This is a genomic window from Aminobacter aminovorans (assembly GCF_900445235.1).
Lineage (GTDB): Bacteria > Pseudomonadota > Alphaproteobacteria > Rhizobiales > Rhizobiaceae > Aminobacter > Aminobacter aminovorans.
Genome location: NZ_UFSM01000001.1, coordinates 4,011,792 through 4,032,416, shown reverse-complemented (window position 1 = coordinate 4,032,416; position 20,625 = coordinate 4,011,792). Strand labels below are relative to the sequence as shown.

General features: G+C 62.1%; 12 protein-coding genes. 7 read left to right on the top strand and 5 right to left on the bottom strand.

Features of this window, described 5'->3' with window-relative positions; all coding sequences use genetic code 11:
• Positions 1 to 338 precede the first annotated feature (338 nt).
• The 5 genes from DY201_RS19805 (at position 339) to mcrC (ending at position 9,709) form a co-directional block, all read left to right on the top strand.
• Positions 339 to 3,026: a DNA methyltransferase gene (locus tag DY201_RS19805; protein ID WP_115732682.1), complete on the top strand. Its 2,688-nt coding sequence runs from the start codon at positions 339 to 341 to the stop codon at positions 3,024 to 3,026.
• Complete coding sequence (locus DY201_RS19800; protein WP_115732681.1) at positions 3,023 to 5,185, top strand: DEAD/DEAH box helicase; 2,163 nt, start codon at positions 3,023 to 3,025, stop codon at positions 5,183 to 5,185. Before DY201_RS19805 ends, DY201_RS19800 begins: the two co-directional genes overlap by 4 nt.
• Positions 5,178 to 6,224 carry a GIY-YIG nuclease family protein gene (locus tag DY201_RS19795; protein ID WP_115732680.1) on the top strand — a complete coding sequence of 349 codons (1,047 nt, stop codon included), beginning with the start codon at positions 5,178 to 5,180 and terminating at the stop codon, positions 6,222 to 6,224. Before DY201_RS19800 ends, DY201_RS19795 begins: the two co-directional genes overlap by 8 nt.
• Positions 6,225 to 6,386: 162 nt before the next feature.
• Positions 6,387 to 8,597, top strand: a complete 2,211-nt coding sequence (locus DY201_RS19790) for an AAA family ATPase (RefSeq protein ID WP_115732679.1) — start codon at positions 6,387 to 6,389, stop codon at positions 8,595 to 8,597.
• Positions 8,597 to 9,709 (top strand): 5-methylcytosine-specific restriction endonuclease system specificity protein McrC, encoded by a 1,113-nt coding sequence (gene mcrC, locus DY201_RS19785; protein ID WP_115732678.1) that lies wholly within the window; start codon positions 8,597 to 8,599, stop codon positions 9,707 to 9,709. The genes DY201_RS19790 and mcrC overlap by 1 nt, the downstream gene beginning before the upstream one ends.
• A gap of 177 nt (positions 9,710 to 9,886) precedes the next feature.
• On the opposite strand, the gene DY201_RS19780 is transcribed toward mcrC, so the two are convergent.
• Together DY201_RS19780 and DY201_RS19775 are read right to left on the bottom strand one after the other, a co-directional pair.
• Positions 9,887 to 11,035, bottom strand: coding sequence for an efflux RND transporter periplasmic adaptor subunit (locus DY201_RS19780; RefSeq protein WP_115732677.1), 1,149 nt, complete (start codon positions 11,033 to 11,035; stop codon positions 9,887 to 9,889).
• Between the two features lie 14 nt (positions 11,036 to 11,049).
• Positions 11,050 to 14,190: an efflux RND transporter permease subunit gene (locus tag DY201_RS19775; RefSeq protein WP_115732676.1), complete on the bottom strand. Its 3,141-nt coding sequence runs from the start codon at positions 14,188 to 14,190 to the stop codon at positions 11,050 to 11,052.
• Between the two features lie 215 nt (positions 14,191 to 14,405).
• Between DY201_RS19775 and DY201_RS19770 the strand changes: the two genes are divergently transcribed.
• Positions 14,406 to 14,978 carry a TetR/AcrR family transcriptional regulator gene (locus DY201_RS19770; protein ID WP_115732675.1) on the top strand — a complete coding sequence of 191 codons (573 nt, stop codon included), beginning with the start codon at positions 14,406 to 14,408 and terminating at the stop codon, positions 14,976 to 14,978.
• Positions 14,979 to 15,229: 251 nt separating this feature from the next.
• Here DY201_RS19770 and DY201_RS19765 read toward each other — a convergent pair whose 3' ends face one another.
• Both DY201_RS19765 and DY201_RS19760 read right to left on the bottom strand, forming a co-directional pair.
• A complete protein-coding gene (locus DY201_RS19765; protein WP_115732674.1) occupies positions 15,230 to 15,976 on the bottom strand; it encodes a hypothetical protein in 747 nt (248 codons plus the stop codon).
• Entirely contained in the window at positions 15,973 to 16,881 is a 909-nt protein-coding gene (locus tag DY201_RS19760; RefSeq protein ID WP_165915773.1) for a glycosyltransferase family A protein, read from the bottom strand. Before DY201_RS19760 ends, DY201_RS19765 begins: the two co-directional genes overlap by 4 nt.
• Before the next feature lie 248 nt (positions 16,882 to 17,129).
• On the opposite strand from DY201_RS19760, the gene DY201_RS19755 reads away from it, so the two are divergent.
• The gene (locus DY201_RS19755) at positions 17,130 to 17,666 is read left to right on the top strand and encodes a dihydrofolate reductase family protein (protein ID WP_115732672.1); all 537 of its coding nucleotides are present in this window, start codon (positions 17,130 to 17,132) and stop codon (positions 17,664 to 17,666) included.
• A 59-nt stretch (positions 17,667 to 17,725) separates the two neighbouring features.
• Here DY201_RS19755 and DY201_RS29695 read toward each other — a convergent pair whose 3' ends face one another.
• Positions 17,726 to 20,368, bottom strand: a complete 2,643-nt coding sequence (locus tag DY201_RS29695) for an autotransporter domain-containing protein (protein WP_245518477.1) — start codon at positions 20,366 to 20,368, stop codon at positions 17,726 to 17,728.
• Positions 20,369 to 20,625 lie beyond the last annotated feature (257 nt).

The window sequence follows — 20,625 nt, the reverse complement described above, 5'->3', positions numbered from 1 at the left end:
AACCGCTGGGCTGCGGCCTAGCGAACTTGCTCTAATCGCCGCCGACATTCTTGGATAGGATAGGGTGGCAAAGCTGCACGTTTGCCCGCAACGGGGCCGGCGGTGGCGGCCGAAATTAGCTGCGAAGATCGGCAGCAGATGAACGATGAGGTCGAGCGGCCCGAAACATAAGTGATGGACCCACCGCGCCTGCGATTAGCTGTTGACTGGTCGAGTGCTGCGGAAGAATGCACTAATCTCAAAATGGAAGAAGTTCCGGCACCGGTCGTCAATCGATTCGGCGGGGGTACGCGACCGATTCGCGAAGTGCAATTAGGCTAGGAACGAGTTCGAAGAACATGCTGACCCCGGGGGAAATATACTCCAATCTTGACGACCTCGCCGCGAAACCTCCATCAGGAGGCGAATTCGGTTTGGCGTTGATGGAGGCAGTAGGCGCGCCGCGTGCTACGATCACGAAACTGCGCGATACTGCAAAAGACGGGGCATTCTTGTGGGCACGAATGCTCCGCTTCGAAGCCACCGGACCGGGAGGAGCGGACGCGGCGCTGGATCGGATGCGTGCAGAGGCTGAGGCTTCGCCAAAAGGACGTCGTCCGCGCATACTCCTCGCCTATGACGGCGAGAGGATCGCTGCCTATGATACGAGCCCGAAATTCGACGAGGAGCCGCTGCGCGTTGGCCTCGATATGCTCTCGCTGGAGGGCGACGTTTTTTTCCCGCTTGGTGGGCACGAGAGATACGTTCCGAAAAAGGAGCGCATGGCCGACGTGCGGGCGACGCGCTTCATCTCGCGCTTCCATGACGCGGTGCGCGATGCCAATCTCGGCTGGGCGACGGAAGCGGATCGCCACGCGCTCAATATCTTCATGGCGCGTATTCTGTTTTGCCTGTTCTCGGACGATGTCGGCATCTTCGACAAGGACGTATTTGAGACCGCTATGCGGCAGTCGAAAGTGGACGGCAGTGACCTTGCCGCGTTTCTGGAGAGCGCCTTCAAGTACATGGACACACCGCCAGAGAAGCGATCGTCAGAGACGCGTCCTTGGTCCAAGCTGAAGTATGTAAACGGCTCCTTGTTCGAAGAAGACGTGCCAATGCCAGCGTTGGATGGGCGTTGCCGCAAGCTGCTGCTGGACTGTGCAGGGCTGAATTGGAAGCTCATCAATCCTGACATCTTCGGCTCCATGCTTCAGGCCGTCGTCGACGTGGAGAAGCGCGGCGAACTGGGAATGCACTACACCTCGCCTGCCAACATCATGAAGGTGCTGGAACCCATCTTGCTTGATCCGCTTCACGCAGAGCTAGAGCGAGCCGGAGCGAACAAGGGGCGCCTGCGCGATTTCCTCGATCGCCTCGGCCGCATCCGGGTGTTTGACCCAGCCTGCGGCTCTGCCAACTTCCTGATCCTTGCTTACAAGGAGCTGCGGACTCTGGAAACTGAAGCCTTGCGCCGCCTCGCCATGCCGCGCCTTTCGGGCATTGCGCTGGAGCAATTCTTCGGAATTGAGATCGACGACTTCGCGTGCCAGGCAGCACGATTAGGCTTGTGGATCGCAAAGTACCAGTGCGACCAGCAGCTGGAATTGGACCTGGGCCAGCGCACTGACTTCCTGCCGCTTCAGAAGGCTGGAGTGATTGTGAAGGGCAACGCGGCCGAGATCGATTGGCTAAAGGTTTGCCCCCTCGATGCAGGAGCAGAAACCTTTGTGGTAGGGAACCCGCAGTTCCGCGGCTCATCCTACTGGTCGCCCGAGCAGAAGGCCGACATGGCACGCGTGTTCAAGGGCAGGGTCAAGAACTGGGGCAATCTCGACTACGTGACGCTCTGGTTTGCGAAAGCGCGTGACTATGCTCTGGCCGCTAGCGCGCCCTTCGCCTTCGTGACGACCAACTCGATCGTGCAGGGCGTGCAGGTGCCTGAGCTTTGGCCCCACCTGCTGAAAGACCTCGAAATTCGTTTTGCCCATCGTTCATTCAAGTGGTCCAACCTCGCCGCCCACAATGCGGGCGTGACTTGCGTGATTATCGGGATGGGGCCGCCCGTCGCTGCCGCCAAGCGCCTTTTCGATGGCGACACTGTGCGCGATGTGGACGTAATAGGCCCCTACCTCGCGCCCGGCACTACTGTGATCGTGGCCAAGGCCAGCAAGCCGCTCGCACCGGACCTTGACGCCATGGTGTTTGGCAATAAGCCTACCGATGGCGGCAATCTGATTATGGATCGCAACGAACGCGACGCGCTACTGGAGGTGCACGCGAGTGCGGCGAGATTCGTGCGGCGGCTATACGGCTCTCAGGAGTTGATGAAGGGTATAGAGCGGTATTGTCTCTGGGTGGCGGATGACCAGGTCAATGAAGCCAAAGCTATCCCAGAGCTGGCGCGACGGTTCGAAGCTGTGTCTCGCGACCGCTCCAAGGAGGATGCTTCCGACATCTCCAAGGCGTTCGCGGACAGGCCTCATCGCTTCCTGCAACGAGCTGGCGCTGCGACGTCGCATACAATCATGGTACCGGGAGCAGCGAGCGAGGACCGTCATTGGCTTCCCGTAGACGTGAAGGACGCAAGCAATGTCGTTTCAAATCTTGCCTTTGGCATTTTCGACGGTGATATTTGGCAGGCTGCCGTTTTATCCTCGCGTATGCATCGACTTTGGCTGGAAACAGTGGGCGGACGTCTGAAAGAGGACCCACGTTACTCGAATACTCTCGTATGGAACACCTTCCCGCTGCCGTCCCTTTCAGAACGCCGAAAGGCGGAGTTGGAAGAGCACTGGTGGGCAATCGACGAGGCGCGTAAAGAAGCGGGTTTCGGCCGTTCCCTCGGTGAGCTTTACGTCCCCACCAAGATGCCACATGCACTGCGGCGCGCCCACGAAGAGTTGGACGAGACAATGGAGATCATCTTTGGCTCACGTCGGTACCGCTCGGATGCCGACCGGATCGAACACATGTTACAACTTTACGAGCGAATGGCTGCGGGGAAAGAGAAGTCGTCCAGCATCAACGAGGAGGTGAACGTATGAGCGAGGCGGGGAACAAGGCGGGCGAGAACGGTCTCGGCTCCATCACGCTCAATTATGATGGTACGGGCGCATCCAAGACGACAAACCATCTCGGCATGCGTGCCATGCAGGCCCGGGTATGGGACAAGCGGGACGCGCAGCATCTATTGGTGAAGTCGCCACCTGCCTCAGGCAAGTCGCGTGCGGCAATGTTCGTGGGGTTGGAGAAGCTGCGCACCGCAGCGGTCGACCGCGTGGTAATCGCGGTGCCCGAGCGATCCATCGGCGCCTCATTCCGAGACACAGGCCTTGCGGGAGGTGGTTTTCACTCGGACTGGCGACTTGACCTCGATCTCTGCACCATAGGCTCCGAGACGGGCCGTAAGGTGGAGGAGTTGATCGGGTTCCTGCGCGGCGAGAGCGGCGGGCAAACTGCGCTGTGCACCCACTCTACCCTGCGCGCCGCCTATGCCAAGACCGACGACGTGACCTTGTTTGACCGTGCGCTCGTCTGTGTGGACGAACTGCACCACGCTTCCTCGGACGAGAACAGTAGGCTCGGCAACCTGCTACGCGGTTTAGTCGACCGTGCCGGCGAGGCCGGGCCTGACGCTGCGCATATCCTCGCCATGACTGGGTCGTACTTCCGTGGTGACGGCACAGCAGTGCTCCATCCGCAGGACGAGGCCCGTTTCGAGAAGGTAATCTACACCTACTACGAACAACTCAATGGCTATGAGTACCTGAAGACTTTGCGGATCAACTTCCGCTTCTACCAGGGCAAATACCTAGATGCGATTGGCGATGCCCTCGACCCGCACATGAAGACGATCGTGCATATCCCTCATGTTGGCTCAGCCGAGGGCAGCGGGGTCAACAAAATGTTCGCGGTGGACGCTATCGTGGATGCGATTGGCGATCGCTTGGGCAAGACACCCAATACCAGTGTCGACTCCGCGACCGGCTTTGTGCATCTCACGGCCGGCGGCTATACACTGAAGATCGCGAACCTCGTGGACGACAGCGCCGATCGAGAGAAGGTGCTGGCGAGCCTTCGCGCGGTAAAAGAACGCGACGACATCGACATCATCATCGCGCTCGGCATGGCCAAGGAGGGCTTCGACTGGGTGTGGTGCGAGCACGTGCTCACGGTCGGATACCGAGGCTCGCTGACCGAAGTGGTACAGATCATCGGTCGAGCGACGCGGGATGCACCCGGAAAGAGGCAGGCGCAGTTCACCAACCTAGTTTCCGCCCCCTTCGCAAAGGACGAGGCAGTCAGCCGCGCCGTCAACGATATGCTCAAAGCCATATCGGTATCGCTGCTGATGGAGCAGGTAATGGCGCCGGTCTTCAAGTTTCGCACGCACAAAGGTGCGGACCAATTCGACGGCTCGCCCAGCGACGTGTCGAAGCTGGAGCAGGTGACAAATGCGGGCGAGATCGAAATCGTCGGCATGCCGGAAATAGACGAGAAGGCCGTCGAGGCGATCGAAAACGACTTCAATGACCTGTTTGCAGATGTGCAGAATGACCCACGCACGTTGACGGTCATGATCAACCCCGACGATCACCACACGGACGTGATGTACGACCTTGTGGTCACGGACGTTATCAAGAAACGGTATCCAAGCTTCTCAGATGATCAGGTCCGTGACACGGTGGGCCTCTTCGGCGTGCGCGCCGGACTGGGCCGCGAAGTCGCTAAGGACCCGAGCATTATCCAGACGCCCGGCATGTCCGAGGGAGAGCAGTCTCTCTTTGCCGGGCCAGACAATGGCACTGACGAGAATGCCCCGAGGGCATCGAGCTCCGGCGACAGGTTTGTGCAGCAAGCCAAGCGGTTCATAAACGTGCGGGAATTGCAGGTTGATTTACTCAGCGGTCGGCGCGACTTTGATGATGCTTACGAGCTGCTGTCCAAGGAACTCTCTGAGGAGTTGCTCGCGCGCCTTCACGGTGAGGTTCGTGCGTTGAAGGTAAGCATGACGCAGGATGAGGCTGAAAAGCTCTATCCCCGCATCAAGGAATTCATCCAGCGCGAGGGTCGCGAACCCAACCTGAATTCTCCCAATGGTCGCGAAGTCAGGCTGGCAGAAGCGCTGGCCTTCATGCGCAAACTTTCGCGGGAGAAACGTGCTGCCATGGTGGGCGCGGACGTAGGACAGATCGATGCCTGAGAAGATCGACTATCTCACCGACGAACTTCTACTCACACCTGACGAAAAGCCTAAGGCAGCGCGAACGCCCCTCCTCGCCCGTGCCATCGAGGTAATCGAGCGCATCAACGCCTTTGTAGATGAGACGGGTGTCGAGCCGGTCTCTGAGCCAGGGCGCATTGTACGAGAACGCATGCTTGCCAATGAACTAGCCGGGCTGCGGGCTTCGAAAGCGGACTTGGACGGGCTCGCATCTTACGACACGCGTCACCTTGTATTCGGTGGGGCGACCGGCGTCGATCCTCTCGATGATCCGTTGCTTTCCGACGGCCTCGATATCTTCGAGGTGCGCGACGAACTGAAGCCGATGGCACGACCTGACTTCGTCGCCGACCGGCGCCCATGCTCGGATTTCGAACGTTTCGAGCCGCTGTTTGATAGCATACGCAAGGCTGTCGACGAAGGGACGCGCAGACCCCAGCCTTTTCGGCAGGAGCGCGTCGAGCTGGGCGAGTTCTTCGTTCTCAAGGGGCAGCTCGTCCATGTTGCGGACCTTCGCGACGAGCATCGGCGCAACGGCAAGCCGGACGCTCGCCTGCGCGTCATTTTCGATAACGGAACAGAATCGAACCTGCTCATGTCATCGCTTGTGCGGCGGCTCTACGAAGATAAGGATGCGCGACGCATCGGTAGCACAAATACCGGTCCACTGTTCGAGGGCGCGCGGACTGGCTTCGTTTACGTGCTGCGTTCCCGATCGGACAAACCCGAAGTTCAGGGGCTGCTGAAGGTGGGTACCACATCGGGAGCAGTTGAGGATCGCATCGCGCATGCTGAAACGCAGGCCACGTTCTTGTTTGCACCGGTGGACATTCTGGTAACGTTCGAATTGGTGGGGCACTCGGCGAAGGAAGCTGAACAGCTTATCCACCGGGCGCTTCGAACGTATCACGTCGCTCTGAGGGTGACGGGCCCAGACGGACGATCCTTCAGTGCAACAGAATGGTTCAAATTGACGCCAGAGCTGGTGGAAAAGGCCATAGAAGAAGCGCTCGGTTAGGGTCATACCATTCCCTTTCTATCCCTGGACTTTCTCAAATGCCTGGCTATCGGTTCTGCAGGGGCAGCGAGCGGAGAGGCACACCCATTGGCGCTCATTTTGAAGTAGTGCTTGCGTGGTGTTTCCCGTTGGATCGAATAATACAGGTCAGGGGGAGGCACTATGAATCTGAATATTGGCAAGACCTACGAAGCGATCCGCGCAGCCGCGAAGCAAAAGCGCTTCTTGACCTATGGTGAGGTGGCGGCCGCGAGCGGCGTCGAGTGGAACAAAGCGCGGCGCCCCATTCCTCAACACCTCGACCAGCTTGTGAAGATTTCGCACGAACACGGTTGGCCGCTCCTTTCGGCAATCGTCGTCAACAAAGAGAATGTTGAGACCGGGGAACTGGCCGGGGAGTCGCTTGCAGGCTTCCTCGCTGCTGTCGATAAGATCGGTATTGCTGTTGAGGACGCAAAGACCTTTCTGAAGCAGCAGCAACAGGCCGTGTTCGCTTGGGCGGAGACCGCGCCTGAGAAACTCTCCGATCTGACAGTTGCATCCCCAAACGGTTCGGCTGGGCCTCGCTTCGTGCATTATTTCAACCCGGTTCTAGATGCGCTCCGTATGCTTGGTGGATCAGCTCCACCAGAGGGCGTGTACGATTGGATTCGCGGTCAAGTCCACGTTCCCGTCGAAGAGCTGGAGGGGGTGAACAAGGGTGGCCAGTCCAAGTTCCATAACAAGGTCGCTTGGGCGCGCTTCTATCTGGCCAAAGCCGGACTAATTGATCCCTCCAAGCGCGGCGTGTGGGCTCTGACGCCCGAAGGGATCAATACGATCCTGAGCCATGCCGACGCGCTCCAGATATTCCGGAGCATCCAGAGCCAGTTCAAGACATCCGCAAATGAGGAAGAGGAAGCACCTGACTTGATCTCGACAGAGGAGCTGTTCGCCGATCCCGGTCGACGGTTCTGGTTCGTAGGCGCGGCCTGGGGTGGCACCGATGACCAGACGCCGCGTTTTCTGTCCGATGGCATCTGGCAGAATGGCTTCCACAACAAATTCGCGGACGAGGTCAAGAGCATGAAGCCAGGCGACAAGATCGCCATCAAGGCGGCCTTCGTCAGAAAGAATAATCTTCCTTTCGACAATCTCGGGAAGTCCGTATCTTGTATGAGGATCAAGGCAATCGGGACGATCACCGAAAATGCCGGAGACGGGAAGACCGTCAGGGTCGACTGGGACGCGCTTGATCCGCCCCGAGACTGGTTCTTCTACACCTACCGAGTGACCCTTGTTGAGGCGGATCGAAATGATGAGCTTGCCCGCAAGCTGATCGCCTTCACGTTCGCAGGACGAAAGCAGGACTACGATTTCTGGATTAACGAGGTCCCGTACTTCACAAAAAAATACGGGCCGATCGCGCGCCCTGCTAGCGACGAGGATGTGCTGGCAGACGATGAGTCCGAAACGGAGGAGGAAGCGGCGGCGCCCTCCTATACCATCGAAAATATCATCGAGGATGGCTGTTTCCTGGCGGCTGAGCAACTCGCGGACATCCTTGGTCGCATCCAAAGCAAAAAGAATCTCGTCCTGCAGGGACCTCCCGGTACTGGAAAAACCTGGCTGGCTAAACGTCTTGCCTATGCGATGATCGGATCGAAAGACCCCAAGGTCACACGAGACCGATTGCGAGTGGTCCAGTTTCACCCGTCTCTGTCGTACGAGGATTTTGTTCGGGGTTGGCGGCCGTCTGCCGCTGGTAAACTCGAGCTTATCGACGGCCTGTTTCTTGAGATTGTGGAGGCAGCAAAAGCCGAGCCCGATCGGCCATTCGTACTGGTGATCGAGGAGATAAACCGTGGAAACCCTGCCCAAATTTTCGGTGAAATCCTGACACTGCTTGAGGATACCAAGCGCAGCCGGGACGAGTCGATGGAGCTCGCCTATAGGCGCGAGCCCGGAGAGCGCATGTTTGTACCGAAAAATCTCCATGTCATTGGCACCATGAACATTGCAGACCGCTCTTTGGCGTTGGTCGATCTTGCTCTTCGTCGGAGGTTCGCATTCGTGACCCTCGAGCCGATGCTAAATGATCTTTGGCGCGCATGGTGCGGTGAAAGAAGCGGGATGCCTGCGGACGCGATAACACTCGTGAAGCAGCGTATCGATGAATTGAACGACGAGATCGAGAGCGACCGATCGCTAGGCCCGCAGTATCGGGTCGGTCATAGCTACGTCACGCCACCGGCCGGGCTTATGGCCGAGAAGGCTGAGAGTTGGTTTAGTGATTTGGTTCGCACCGAAATTGTACCACTTCTCGAGGAGTATTGGTTCGACGCTCCAGACAAGGTGAAGGCTGCAAAGCAGAGGCTGCTGGCGGGGTTCTGATGCTCCATGCAGGGAATGACGCGCCACTGGCGCCATCTAGCCAGTTGATTGGCCGCATTCCAGTGCGCAACATTTGGCTGCTGTTTCTCTACGCCCATAACCTTGCAAAATTTTATGGCCAACATGCCGCACAGGTGGAGGAGTCCCCGGACTTCCCGTCGCTGGTGGCGCGTATCCTTTGCTATGCGGTGGAACGCCGCCTGCACCGAAATCTCAGCCGCGGCTACGTTCAGCGGCGTGATGCACTGTCGCGGGTACGCGGGCGTATCGACATCCTGGAAACCTTTTCTGATGATCTGCTCAAAAAGGGCATGATTGCCTGTCGGTTTGAGGAATTGACTTTCGACACGCCCCGCAACCGGCTCGTCAGGGCCGCTCTCGATGCCCTGGCGAACCGCATAAATGATGGGCTTCTTGCTCATCAATGTGCATGGCTTGCCGGTGATCTCGGGCGGCATGGAGTTGATGGCGCAAGGCCCGGTCGCGCAGAACTCAGCGCTGATCGGATCGGCAGACACGACGCCGATGACTTGCTCATGGTCACCCTCGCGCGCATAGTCTTCGACTTGGTATTGCCAACCGAGGACGCCGGCAACAGCGCACTCACTCGGGTCGAAAAGGATGTTTTCCTCGTTCGTCGATTGTTCGAGAAGGCAATTGGGAACTTCTACGCCGCTGAGCTACCGGCATTGGGGTGGAAGGTGTCGCAAGGGAAACGCCTGTCGTGGCAGATCGAAAACGCCACATCTGGTATTGCCGCAATAATGCCTGGCATGACCTCGGACATCATCCTCGAGCACTCCAGCCAACACCGGCGCATCATAATCGACACGAAGTTCACCTCAGTTTTCGGCGCCTCTCAACATCGAGCTGAGATCCTCAAGAGCGGCTACATCTATCAGCTCTACACCTACATCCGCAGCCAGGAGCGGGAAGAGGACCCGCTCTCGTGGACTGCTTCAGGGATGTTCATCCACCCGTCGGTCGAAAGCGAGTTGGACGAAACGGTTAGAATACAGGGGCACGATCTGCGGTTTTCAACTATCGATCTCGGACTGCCGAGCACCGAGATTGTGAAGCGGCTGCGCGCGCTCGTCGCCGAGTGCAGCTAATCTTGCTAAGCCACCAGCGGACGCAATTCGAGGGCGAGAAGGGGGTACACCACTGTTCCTGCCGGCAACATCCGCTTCCAGGAGGTGTGCACACAACGACCGACGACTAAAATGGCGCGCCGCCGTCCGTGCCTGCGGTTGCCGCATCTCCTGGGCTCAGGCAAGTATGCAGCCCGCTCACCCGCCGCCGGCATCGAGCGGTTGAACCGGTGCGCCTGGAAAAATCTTCTGGAGGTTGCCGGAGATGATCTTGTCGCCTTCCTTGATGCCTGACGTCAGCGTCACCAGGTTGCCGTCGGTGGGGCCCAGGGCGACGACGCGTTGTTCGACGAGATTGTCCTTGCCGACGACATAGACATATTTGCCGAACTGGCTGGAGCCGAGGGCCGCCTGCGGCACCATCAGCGCGTTGGGCAACTCCCTGATGTGCAGGCGGATGCGGACATATTGGCCGGGCAGCAGCGACAGGTCGAGATTGTCGATCGTCGCGCGGGCGGCAATGGTGCCGGTGTTGCGCTCGACGGCATTGTCGATGAAGGTCAGCTTGCCCAAACGTGGCTTCTCGTCGCTGCCGGGGATGATGACTTCGGTTTCAACCGTGCCATTGGCAAAGGCCTGCTGGATCTCGGCCAGCTCGGTCTCGCCAGGGTTGAAGGTGATGTAGATCGGCGCGAGCTGGACGAGATTGTTGAGCGGCGTGCCGGCGGCGCTTGCGACCAGCGTGCCTTCGGGGGCCTGGTTGCGGCCGAGGCGGCCGGCGAAGGGGGCACGGATCTCGGTGTTCTTCAGATTGATCTCGGCCGTCCGCAAGGCCGAACGGGATATGGCAAGGGCAGCTTCGGCCTGTCGCACGGCGCTGCGGCGCTGGTCGAAGCCGTCCTTGGCGAGATAGCCGTTGTCGGCGAGCTTGTTGCCGCGGGTGAGGCTCGACTTGAGGTATTCGAGCGAAGCCTGGTCACGCTCGATCTGCGCCTTGGCCTGATCGAGCGCGGCCTGATAGTCCGAGGCCTCGATCCTGTAGAGCAGGTCGCCTGCCTTGACATCAGTGCCGTCGGATACCGGCTGTGCCTGCAGATAACCTGACGCCTTGGCGCGCAAAGTCACGTTGCGGATGGCTTCGGTGCGCGCGGCATATTCGAGATAGATGGGGATCGTCTTCTTGACCACGCCGACCACCGGCACCGGCATGGCCTGGGGCACTTGTGCCGAAGGGGCTGCACCGGCAGTCGTGCTGCCGACGCCCCAGCCCTGTTGAGCAAGCAGGTAGCCGCCCGCCACAGCCAGAGCGAGAAGGCTGGCGTTCAGACCGAGTTTGAAAATGCGCATCTGGATACTCCTGATTATTCGGCCGGCTCGACCGCCTGGGCGGGCTGCGAGCGGCGCGCGAAACGTTCACGCCAGGTTTCAAGCACGACGTAGAAGATCGGCACGAAGGCAAGCGTCAGCACGGTTGCGATCAACATGCCGCCGAAGACGGTGGTGCCGATCGACTGCCGGCTTGCCGCGCCGGCGCCCGAGGCCAGCATCAGCGGCACGACACCGAGGATGAAGGCGAAGGCCGTCATCAGGATCGGGCGCAGCCTGAGGCGCGCAGCTTCCACGGCGGCAGCGACGATCTCGACACCTTCTTCACGCCGGCGCCTGGCAAACTCGACGATCAGGATCGCATTCTTGGCGGCGAGGCCGATCAGCATGACAAAACCGATCTGCGAATAGACGTCGATCTGCAGGCCGCGCAGCCAGATCGCCAGCAGCGCGCCGAGCAAAGCGAGCGGCACGGCGAGCAGCACGACGAAGGGCATCGACCAGCTTTCATACTGCATGGCCAGAACCAAAAAGCAGAAGACGATGGCGAGACCGAAGACCAGGTTGGCGATCGAGCCGGCGCGGATCTCCTGATAGGTGATGCCGGTCCATTCGAAGGCGAAGTCCCGGGGCAAGGCGGTTGCCGCGACACGCTCCATGGCAGCGACCGCCTGGCTCGAACTGTAGCCTTGGGCGGCGGCGCCATTGACGAGGGCGGAGGGATAATTGTTGTAGTGGGTGACCGTTTCCGGTCCCGAAACTGCCTTCAGCGCGCCCAGCGTGCTGAGCGGCACCATGTCGCCCGTGTTGCTGCGGACATAGAGCCGCGAAATGTCGGTGGCAGAAGCGCGCGCCTGCTGTTCGGCCTGAAGCGTGACGCGGAAGGTGCGACCGAACAGGTTGAAATCGTTGACATAAAGCGAGCCGAGATAGATCTGCAGCGTCGAGAAGATGTCGGGCAGGTTGAGGCCGAGCAGCTTGGCCTTGTTGCGGTCGAGGTCGTAGGAATATTGCGGTGTCGAGGTGCTGAAGGTGGTGAACAGGGTGAACGGGTTCAGCTCCGGCTGCTTGCGGGCTTCGGCAAGCAGGGCCTGCGTCGCCTCGTCGAGGGCAACCGCACCGCGGCCGGTCAGGTCCTCGACCTGGAACTCGAAGCCGCCGGTCGCACCCAGACCCTGGATCGAGGGCGGGTCGAAGGCGAGCACCAGGGCTTCGGGAATCTGGATCAGCTTGCCCTGGGCGATGTTCTTGAGCTCGGTCGCGCTTTCGCCGGCGCCGCGCTCGTCCCAGGGCTTGAGCACGGCGAACTGGACACCGGCATTGGACTGGTTGGCGAAGGTGAGGAAGGAGAAGCCGACGACGGAGCCGACGGATTCGACGCCGGGCAGGGCGCGGAGAATTTCCTCCGATTTCTTCGCGACCGCCGCCGTGCGTTCCACCGAGGCCCCGTCCGGCAATTGCAGCACGACGAAGAAATAGCCCTGGTCTTCGACCGGCAGGAAGGTGGAGGGAATGCGCTGCGACAAGGCGTAGGTTGCGGCGAGAGCGAGCCCGAACAGCCCGATGAAGGCCCAGCGCCAGCGCACGAAGCTGCGGATGCTGCCGGCATAGGCGTTCGACATCCAGTTGAAGCCGGCATTGAACCAGCGGAACAGGATGAATTTCGGCGCGCCGCGATGGCGCAGGAATACAGCACTCAAGGCCGGGCTCAGCGTCAGCGAGTTGAAGGCCGAGATGGCAAACGAGATCGCCACCGTCAGCGCGAACTGGTTGTAGAGCTGGCCGGCGACGCCGGGGATGAAAGCGACAGGCACGAAGACGGCGAGCAGCACGCCAGTCGTTGCGATGATCGGGCCGGTGACTTCCTTCATCGCGATCTTTGTCGCCTCGAGCGGCGGGTGGCCGTCTTCGAGCTGGCGTTCGACGTTTTCGACGACGACGATGGCGTCGTCGACGACCAGGCCGATGGCCAGCACCATGCCGAGCAGCGACAGCATGTTGAGCGAGAAGCCGAGCAGATACATCACCGTCAAGGTGGCGATCAGCGACACCGGAATGGCGATGATCGGGATGATGGTGGCGCGCCAGCTCTGCAGGAAGATGAAGACGACGAAGACGACGAGCAGCAGCGCCTCGACGAGCGTGGTGACCACGTCGTCCATGGCGGCGGAGACGAAGCGGGTCGTGTCGTAGAACATGTTGTAGGACATGCCGGCGGGGAAGCGGCTCGACAGCTCGTCCATCTTGGCCTTGACGCTGCTCTGCAGGTCGAGCGCGTTGGAGCCCGGGGCCTGAAGCACGGCGAGCACGACGCTGTCCTCGCCGTCGAGGCTGAAGGACGACGAATAGGACAAAGCGCCGAGTTCGATGCGCGAGACGTCGCGCAGATGGATTGCGGCCTGCGTTTCAGGGTCGACGCGCAGGATGATCTCGCCGAACTGCTTGGGGTCGCTGAGGCGGCCGACGGCACTGACCTGCATCTCGAACGGCGTTCCTGACGGCGCCGGCGACTGGCCGATCTTGCCGGCTGCGACCTGGATGTTCTGCTCCTGGATGACGTTCTGGACATCGACGGCGGTGACGCCGAGGCTCGCCATCTTGTCGGGGTCGAGCCAGACGCGCATCGAATAGCGCCGCTCGCCAAAGAACTGGACGTCGCCGACGCCGGGCAGCCGCTTGATCGGGTCGAGGATCTGCAGATAGGCGTAGTTCGACAGCGTGGTGAAATCGACCGACTTGTCAGGCGAGCTGAGATTGACCAGCACGTTGAAGTTCGGGTTCTGCTTGATGACGGTAACGCCGGTCTGGTTGACCAAAGCGGGCAGGGAAGGGGCGGCCTGCGAGACGCGGTTCTGCACGTCCATGGCGGCGATGTCGACGTCGTAGCCGACCTGGAACGAGATGGTGATGCGCGCCGAGCCGTCGTTCGAGCTCGTCGACGACATGTAGAGCATGCCCGGCACGCCGTTGAGCTGTTGCTCCAGCGGCGTCGTCACCGTATCGGCCACGACCTGCGCGCTGGCGCCGGGATAGTTGGCGGCGACCACGATCTGCGGCGGGGTGATGTCGGGAAACTGCGAGACGGGCAAAAGGAAGTAGGAGATGGCGCCTGCCAGCACCATGATGATGGCGATCGCCGAAGCGAAGATCGGCCTCAGGATGAAGAAGTTGACCATGATGGCTCTCTCCGAGGCGGCTCGTGATGGTCGATGGCTGCCTTGGAAACGGCAACGAAAAACCGTTGCAGCGCACGGAACCGTGCGCTGCTCCTGAACAACCCGATATTGACTTGCGATGGTGGATGTTACTATCTAGTAACAGGATAAATGTTACGGATCGGTAACATTGTCAAGGGCGTTCCAGCGACAAGATTGGAAGCGAGGAAACGTTGATGACAGCTGCTGTCAGATGTCCACCACGGGAACGGATCATCGACGCTGCGCGCGACCTGTTCAGAAAGCACGGCATCAAGGGCATCGGTGTCGATGCCATCGCCGAGGCCGCAAGCAGCAACAAGATGACGCTCTACCGCCACTTCGGCTCGAAGGACGACCTGGTGTTTGTCTGCCTGCAGGAGGCAGCAAGCGAAGCCGATGCCTTCTGGGAGAGCATCAAGGCCGCCAACCCCGGTAATGCCAGGGCGCAGCTGAGCGACTGGGTTCGCCGTGCCGGCGAATTCGTCACCGTCGAGCACTGCAATTGCGAGCTTCTCGACGCCGCAGCGCAATTGATGGAGAGCGACCATCCGGCGCGGCAGTTCATCGAGGACCTTCGCGGCCTTTACCGCAAGCGGCTGGTCGAGCTCTGCCGTGCCGCAGGTGCTGCCGACGCCGAACTGCTGGTCGATGCGCTGACGCTTCTTGTCGAGGGCGCGCGGACCAACTGGCGCAGCGCCGGGCCCGGCGGCGCCGCAACGCGCTTCGTCAAGGTCGCGGACATGATCGTCGGCGATTTTCTGGCGTAGCCTGGCGGCATCCGGGCGCTGCCGGCCGGCCGCCTGGAACCTCGCACAGATGTCTGCTTCAGGGATCTGAGATAAACGATCCGAGGGCGCGAGCATTCACCGGTCTCAGCCGTAGCTGGCGCGAAGGCAAGTTTGCCTGAACGTCCTGTTCGAGGCGCGTGACCACCAAGGCGCGTCGGGCCGGCCCGCCTTGCGATACGGTTGCAGGTTCGGCACCCGGCCGCCGCAGGCCTGAGAGTGGCTGGACAAGCCTAAGCCGCGCCCGCCTTGTCGCGGAGGTCGAACATCCACAGGCCGCCATCGTCGACATGAGGCGGATGATAAGGACGGTCGGCCGGGATGGGCTCGAGCTGCACGCCGGTTTCGTCGGCCAGGTAATCATAGCCGATGGCCTGGTCGCGGCGGTCGGGATCGAGAAAGCTGTAGAGATCGCGCCGCGCGCCGCGCCGCGCCGGGTCGATCATCTTCAGATGATAGAGATTGAGCCCACAGCGCAACTCCCTGAAGCCGGCGTTCCTGGGGTACCACAGATCATGCAGGCCGGTGTCGGTCCGTTCGGCCGGGTCGAAGGCGCGAAACAGGCAATGGCGGATCTTGGACCCCCAGATCCCGTCGATGCGGTAGCTCAGCGGTGCATAAAGCTCGCGGAAATTGAAACCCCAGGCGATCCGTCCCTTCATCCGGGTCAGGTCCGACATCTCAGCTGCCACGGCGACTTCAAAGCGCTCGTCGGGATCGACGGCGAGGATCCAGTCGGCGCCGGCCTGCCGCGCCGCCTCGAGCAGGCATCGCCGGCGCCCGACTTCGCTGCTGAACACGCCGGTCGAGGCACGGTCGTCGAAGGCCACCCAGCCGTCGACGAAGGGATCGATATTGGCGAGCAGGTCGGGGACCAGATGCGCGTCGAAGCGGTAGCTGAAGACGGCGATCACCCTTTGCTTGCGCCGCAACAGCGTCTTCCACCGCGGCAGTTTCGGCTTGATTTCCGAGGAGATCATCGAGGGGAGGCCTGTCGCGCGGTGATGGCTGAGGTGGCTGGATGTGGCCTGTCGGCAGACCATTGCGACACCAGCACGCCACAGGCCTTGGCGGCCAGGGTGAGCCAGAAGATCGGCATCGACAGCCTGACATAGGCCAGGTCGCTGCCACTGAGGCCGGCGCGCGCAAGGGTTCGTGCCGGCCGCCACTGGCGCAGCACGTCGCGGGCAATCCTGGCATGGGATTTTCCCAGGATCCGGTGCATGTCGCGGCCATGGCCGATGCCGCGCCGGAACTGATCGATCATCAGCCGCAGGAGCCGCGTTTCGTTGAGGTGGATGGTCTGGACATCAGGCTCCCAGACGGGCTGCAGCTCAGGCGGCAGCCGTTTCAGGAACTCGGTGTCCTCGCTTGCCGGAACGGATTCGTCGAACCGGCCGTAACAGTCGAACAGCGCGCGGTCGAACGACGCGCCGAAGCGGATCGCCATGGTTTCAGGCAGGCCGGGCAGGCGCCGCATGAACATGCCGATATAGCCGGCACAGGCGACCAGGTTGCGCGGGTGGCTGTTGGCGATGGCGCTCGCCACTGCGCGCGCGCCGGAGCGGTGGCGGACCAGGCGCCGTTCCACCCAGCCGGGACAGGCGCGACAATCACTGGCAAGGAAGGCAATGAAGGGCGCCTTGGTGTTGTCTATGCCGCGATTGCGCGCCGCCCCGACATAAAGCCGTTCGGGATATTCGATGCAGGGGACGGTGATGCCGGCGCGCCTCAGCACGGCGTCGACATTGCCGCCGCCGGAATTGACCACGACGATCTCCGTCGGCAGGTCCTGGTCGAGCAATGAGCGCACGGCGCCGACGACGTCTTCCGATGCCTTGTAGCAAAGCACAATTGTTGCAAGTTCGATCTGTTCAGCAAGCACGCGCAATAAGCTCCGGGGGACAGCCTGGATAGGCCGCCCTTTTAGCCAAAAAAGAACAATCTGCAATAGGTATCTGTTGCAACCTGAATCAATCATGGGTTGTGGTGCGGTGAGGAGCGACGCGTTCCCGTCGCGGCGCTCACAGGGCATGAACCGGTTGCAAAATAGCGGTGGTTTTGCGTTGCGCCTGCCGCTGCCGCGATGCAGGATGCGACGCGGTCGATCAGCCTGTTTCAGGGAGCCTTTGCATGGCGCGCTTCTTCTTTGGCATGAACCAGTCCCTGGATGGTTTTGTCGATCACGATCGTTTCCCCTACGCCCCGGGGCCGGTGCTCTATCGCCGGTTCGTCGACCAGACACAGAACCTCGCCGGCAGCCTCTATGGCCGCCGCCTCTATGAGACGATGCGCTACTGGGACGAGGATCAGCCCGGCTGGGATGCGGAAAAGCGCGCCTTTGCAGCGGCGTGGCGCAAGAACCCGAAATGGGTGGTCTCGCGGACGCTGAAGACGGTCGGGCCCAACGCAAGACTGATCGGCACGGAGACCGAAGCGGAAATCCGCCGGCTGAAAGTCGAACTGGAGGGCGAGGTCGAAGTCGGCGGCCCTGAGCTGGCGCGTTGCCTGACCGAATGGGGCCTGATCGACGAATACAGGATCTACCTGCACCCGGTCGTGCTCGGCCACGGCACGCCCTTTTTCGCCAGCCCCCGGCCGCCGCTGCGCCTGATCGACACCGAGCGCTTCGACGGCGATGTCATCCGGCTGAGCTATGTGCCGGCCTGATTGTGCCCCCGGCATGGCTCAGCGGCGCGATCCGGCGGGCAGGCGCATAGCGGGACGCTTCACCAGGCGTAACGCAGCACGCCCTTGCCTGAATAGGACCGTGTCACGTCGGAGAATTCGCCTTCGAAGCCTGCCGTCGCCGACCAGCCGTTTTGCCATCTTGTCTCGACCGCAGCGCCGACCAGCGCCGTGTCGCGCGCCATGGCAGCGCCATTGACGATGAAAGTGGCGCCGGGCAGCGTCTGGAAGGTCGCGGACAGGCTGCGCTCGGGATCCAAATGATGGGCCCAGGCAAGGCGCCCGCGCAACGTCACCACGGCCTCGGCCATGGCAAAGGATTTGTCGAGGCGCAGGCCGAGTTCGGTGCGGCTGTCGGTGAGGCGCTTGCCGTCGTAGGACAGGGCGAACATGTCTGCGCCTGCAATCGCCTGCTCGGCATAAGCCGGCATGTCGAAGCTGGTGAACTGGCCGGCCGCGTAAGGTGTCATGCCGATGCCGCCGGCGTCGAGGCGCAAGCCGCCTTCGAGGCGTCCGGACCAGGCATTGGCGTCATATCGGGCGCGCAGGTGGTCGGTGCCGGAGATCGTCACGAACCTGTCGGTGGTGATGTCCTGGCGGCCATAAGCCAGTGCGCCGGTCATATAGGCGGGCCCGGCATCGTGGCGGAAGAAGGCGCCGGCCTGGAACAGATCGCCGCTGCCGCTGCCGAGGCCTGCGACGCTGAAGCTGGTGCCGCCGCCGGCGAGCGCAAAGCCCAAAACGGTGTCGGGCGACAGGCGATAGTCGGCGCCGACGGCAACGCCATAGAGCCTGGTGCTGAGATCGCTGGACCCGGTGGCGGCGTTGCCGTCACTTGATTGCGAGCCGCCATAGCCGGCTGCCCATGCGCGCCAAGGCCGGTCGGCAGGCTGGCTCTTGCCGGGCAACGTCCTGTCGGGCGATGTGATGGCCGTCAGGGCCGCATCGGCTGCACCCTTGCCATCCTTGGCATAGGCGAGACCACCAGAATTGGTGCCGGCTTCGCCGGCCGGTGCGCTGCGCCCGGCGACGAACGGGTCGGTGAGCACGCCGAGGAACTGGTCCATGGCATAAAATGTCGCCTGCTGCGCGCCGGTGGCGGCCTCGCCGGAAAGCTGCGTCAATCCGGCCGGCGTCAGGGCGCCAAACACCATCGGGATGCTGCCGGTTCTGTCGAAATAAGCGACGATGGCGTCGCCGACGTTTCGCTGGTTGCTGGAAAACCCGGTCCCTGACGGCGGCACGAAGTTCAGCTCGAGATCGAGATAGGCGCGCGTGGCGTCGTAGCTCAGCGTGGTGTGGAAGCCCGACGGCAGGTTGCTGTCGACGGTGGTGGGGTTGAACGTGCCGGTGATGCTGCCGGCGGTCAGGATCGTGTATTGCCTGGCGACATAGGTGCCGCTGGCAAAAAGCGGAGCGACTGTTGCGCCGGCGAGCGAGGCGTTGCCGCTGACGGTGGCGGAGGACGAAGCGCCGGGATCGAGGACCACCGCATAATAGGCGCCCGGCTCCATCGTCAGGCTGGACAGGGTCATCGACGTAGCAGGCAGGCCGCGGCCGGGCGCAAAGATGCCGCCTGCCTTGATGCTGGTGGCGCCGACAAAACCGGTGCCGCCCAGAATGCCGCCGCTTTCGACCGTGGTCAGCGACGACGCGGCGATCGAGCCGTCGACAACAAGCGTGCCTTCATTGACGGTGGTCGCACCCGTATAGGAGCTTGTGGCCGTCAGTATCAGCGTGGCGATGCCTGATTTTGCCACCGATCCGCTGCCTGATATGGCCTGGTCGAGGGTCGAGCCCGTCGCCTGGTCGAAGGTCAGCGCGCCGGTGACCGAGATCCGGCCGGTGATCCCCGATGTCGCATTGGCCAGGGTAAGCACATTGTTGCCGCCGGTGAAGACGATGGCCTCGGCCCGGGTGCCGCCGTCGCCGCTGAGCCCGCCTGATATGACGCCGCGATTGATGACGGTCAGATTGCCGCCGACCAGGCCCGCGCCGCCCAGACCGGGCAGCGGTCCGCCAATGCCGCCGCCGCGAGCGCCGCCATCGCCGCCTGTAACAGTGGTGTCGATGGTGATCATGACCCCGCCGAGATTGGTCAGCAGCAGCCCGGTGCCGCCGGTGCCGCCGCTGCCGCCGACAAAGGCGGAGCCGCCATTGCCGCCACGACCGCCTGTTTGCGCCACGCCAAGCGTGCCGAGATCGCCCGAGCCGGTTGCCACCGCACCGAACCCGCCGGCGCCGCCGCCGCCGCCAGAGCTGACACCGTTGCCGCCCGCGCCGCCATTGCCGCCGTCGCCGCCGGTAGAGACGGCGAGGGGAAGGCTTATGCCGACAAAGCCATGGGCGCCGCCGCCGCCGCCGCCGGTACCGTCCCAGCCTGGGTCTGATACACCGTTGCCGCCATCCGCTCCGGCCGACGGCCCGCCGGCGCCGCCCGCGCCGCCAAGACCGGCTCTGCCATTGCCACCGTTGCCACCCACGGCACCGGCGCCACCACCACCACCGCCACCGCCGACGCCGCCCGGTCCGTTGCCGCCATTGCCGCCGGTGCCGGTGGCGCTGTCGGCACCGCCTGGCGTGTTGAAGTTTCCGCCCTCGCCGCCGCCCGCGCTGGCCGGGGCGGGGGACAGCGCTGTCGCTGCGACAAGGAGAAAAGCGAGACACACGCCCTGGGTCAGCACAGGCTGAGGCCGATGAATCCTTTCAAGCCGGCCAGTCGGGTCAATCCGGCAAGTCGGGTCAATCCGGCAAGTCGGGCCGGCGCTGCAACCGTCGGACAGGGCAGCCCGCGACAACCGGGCGAGGTCGGTCCGCACGCCTGCCGTCCTGGTCTTGTCCATCCGCCGCCCCCGCTGAAACCTGCCGGACAATTTGCGTTGGCCGCCGGGGCTGCAAGGGCGGGCAACGGGATTGAGACGACAGGTCGAGAAAATGAGAC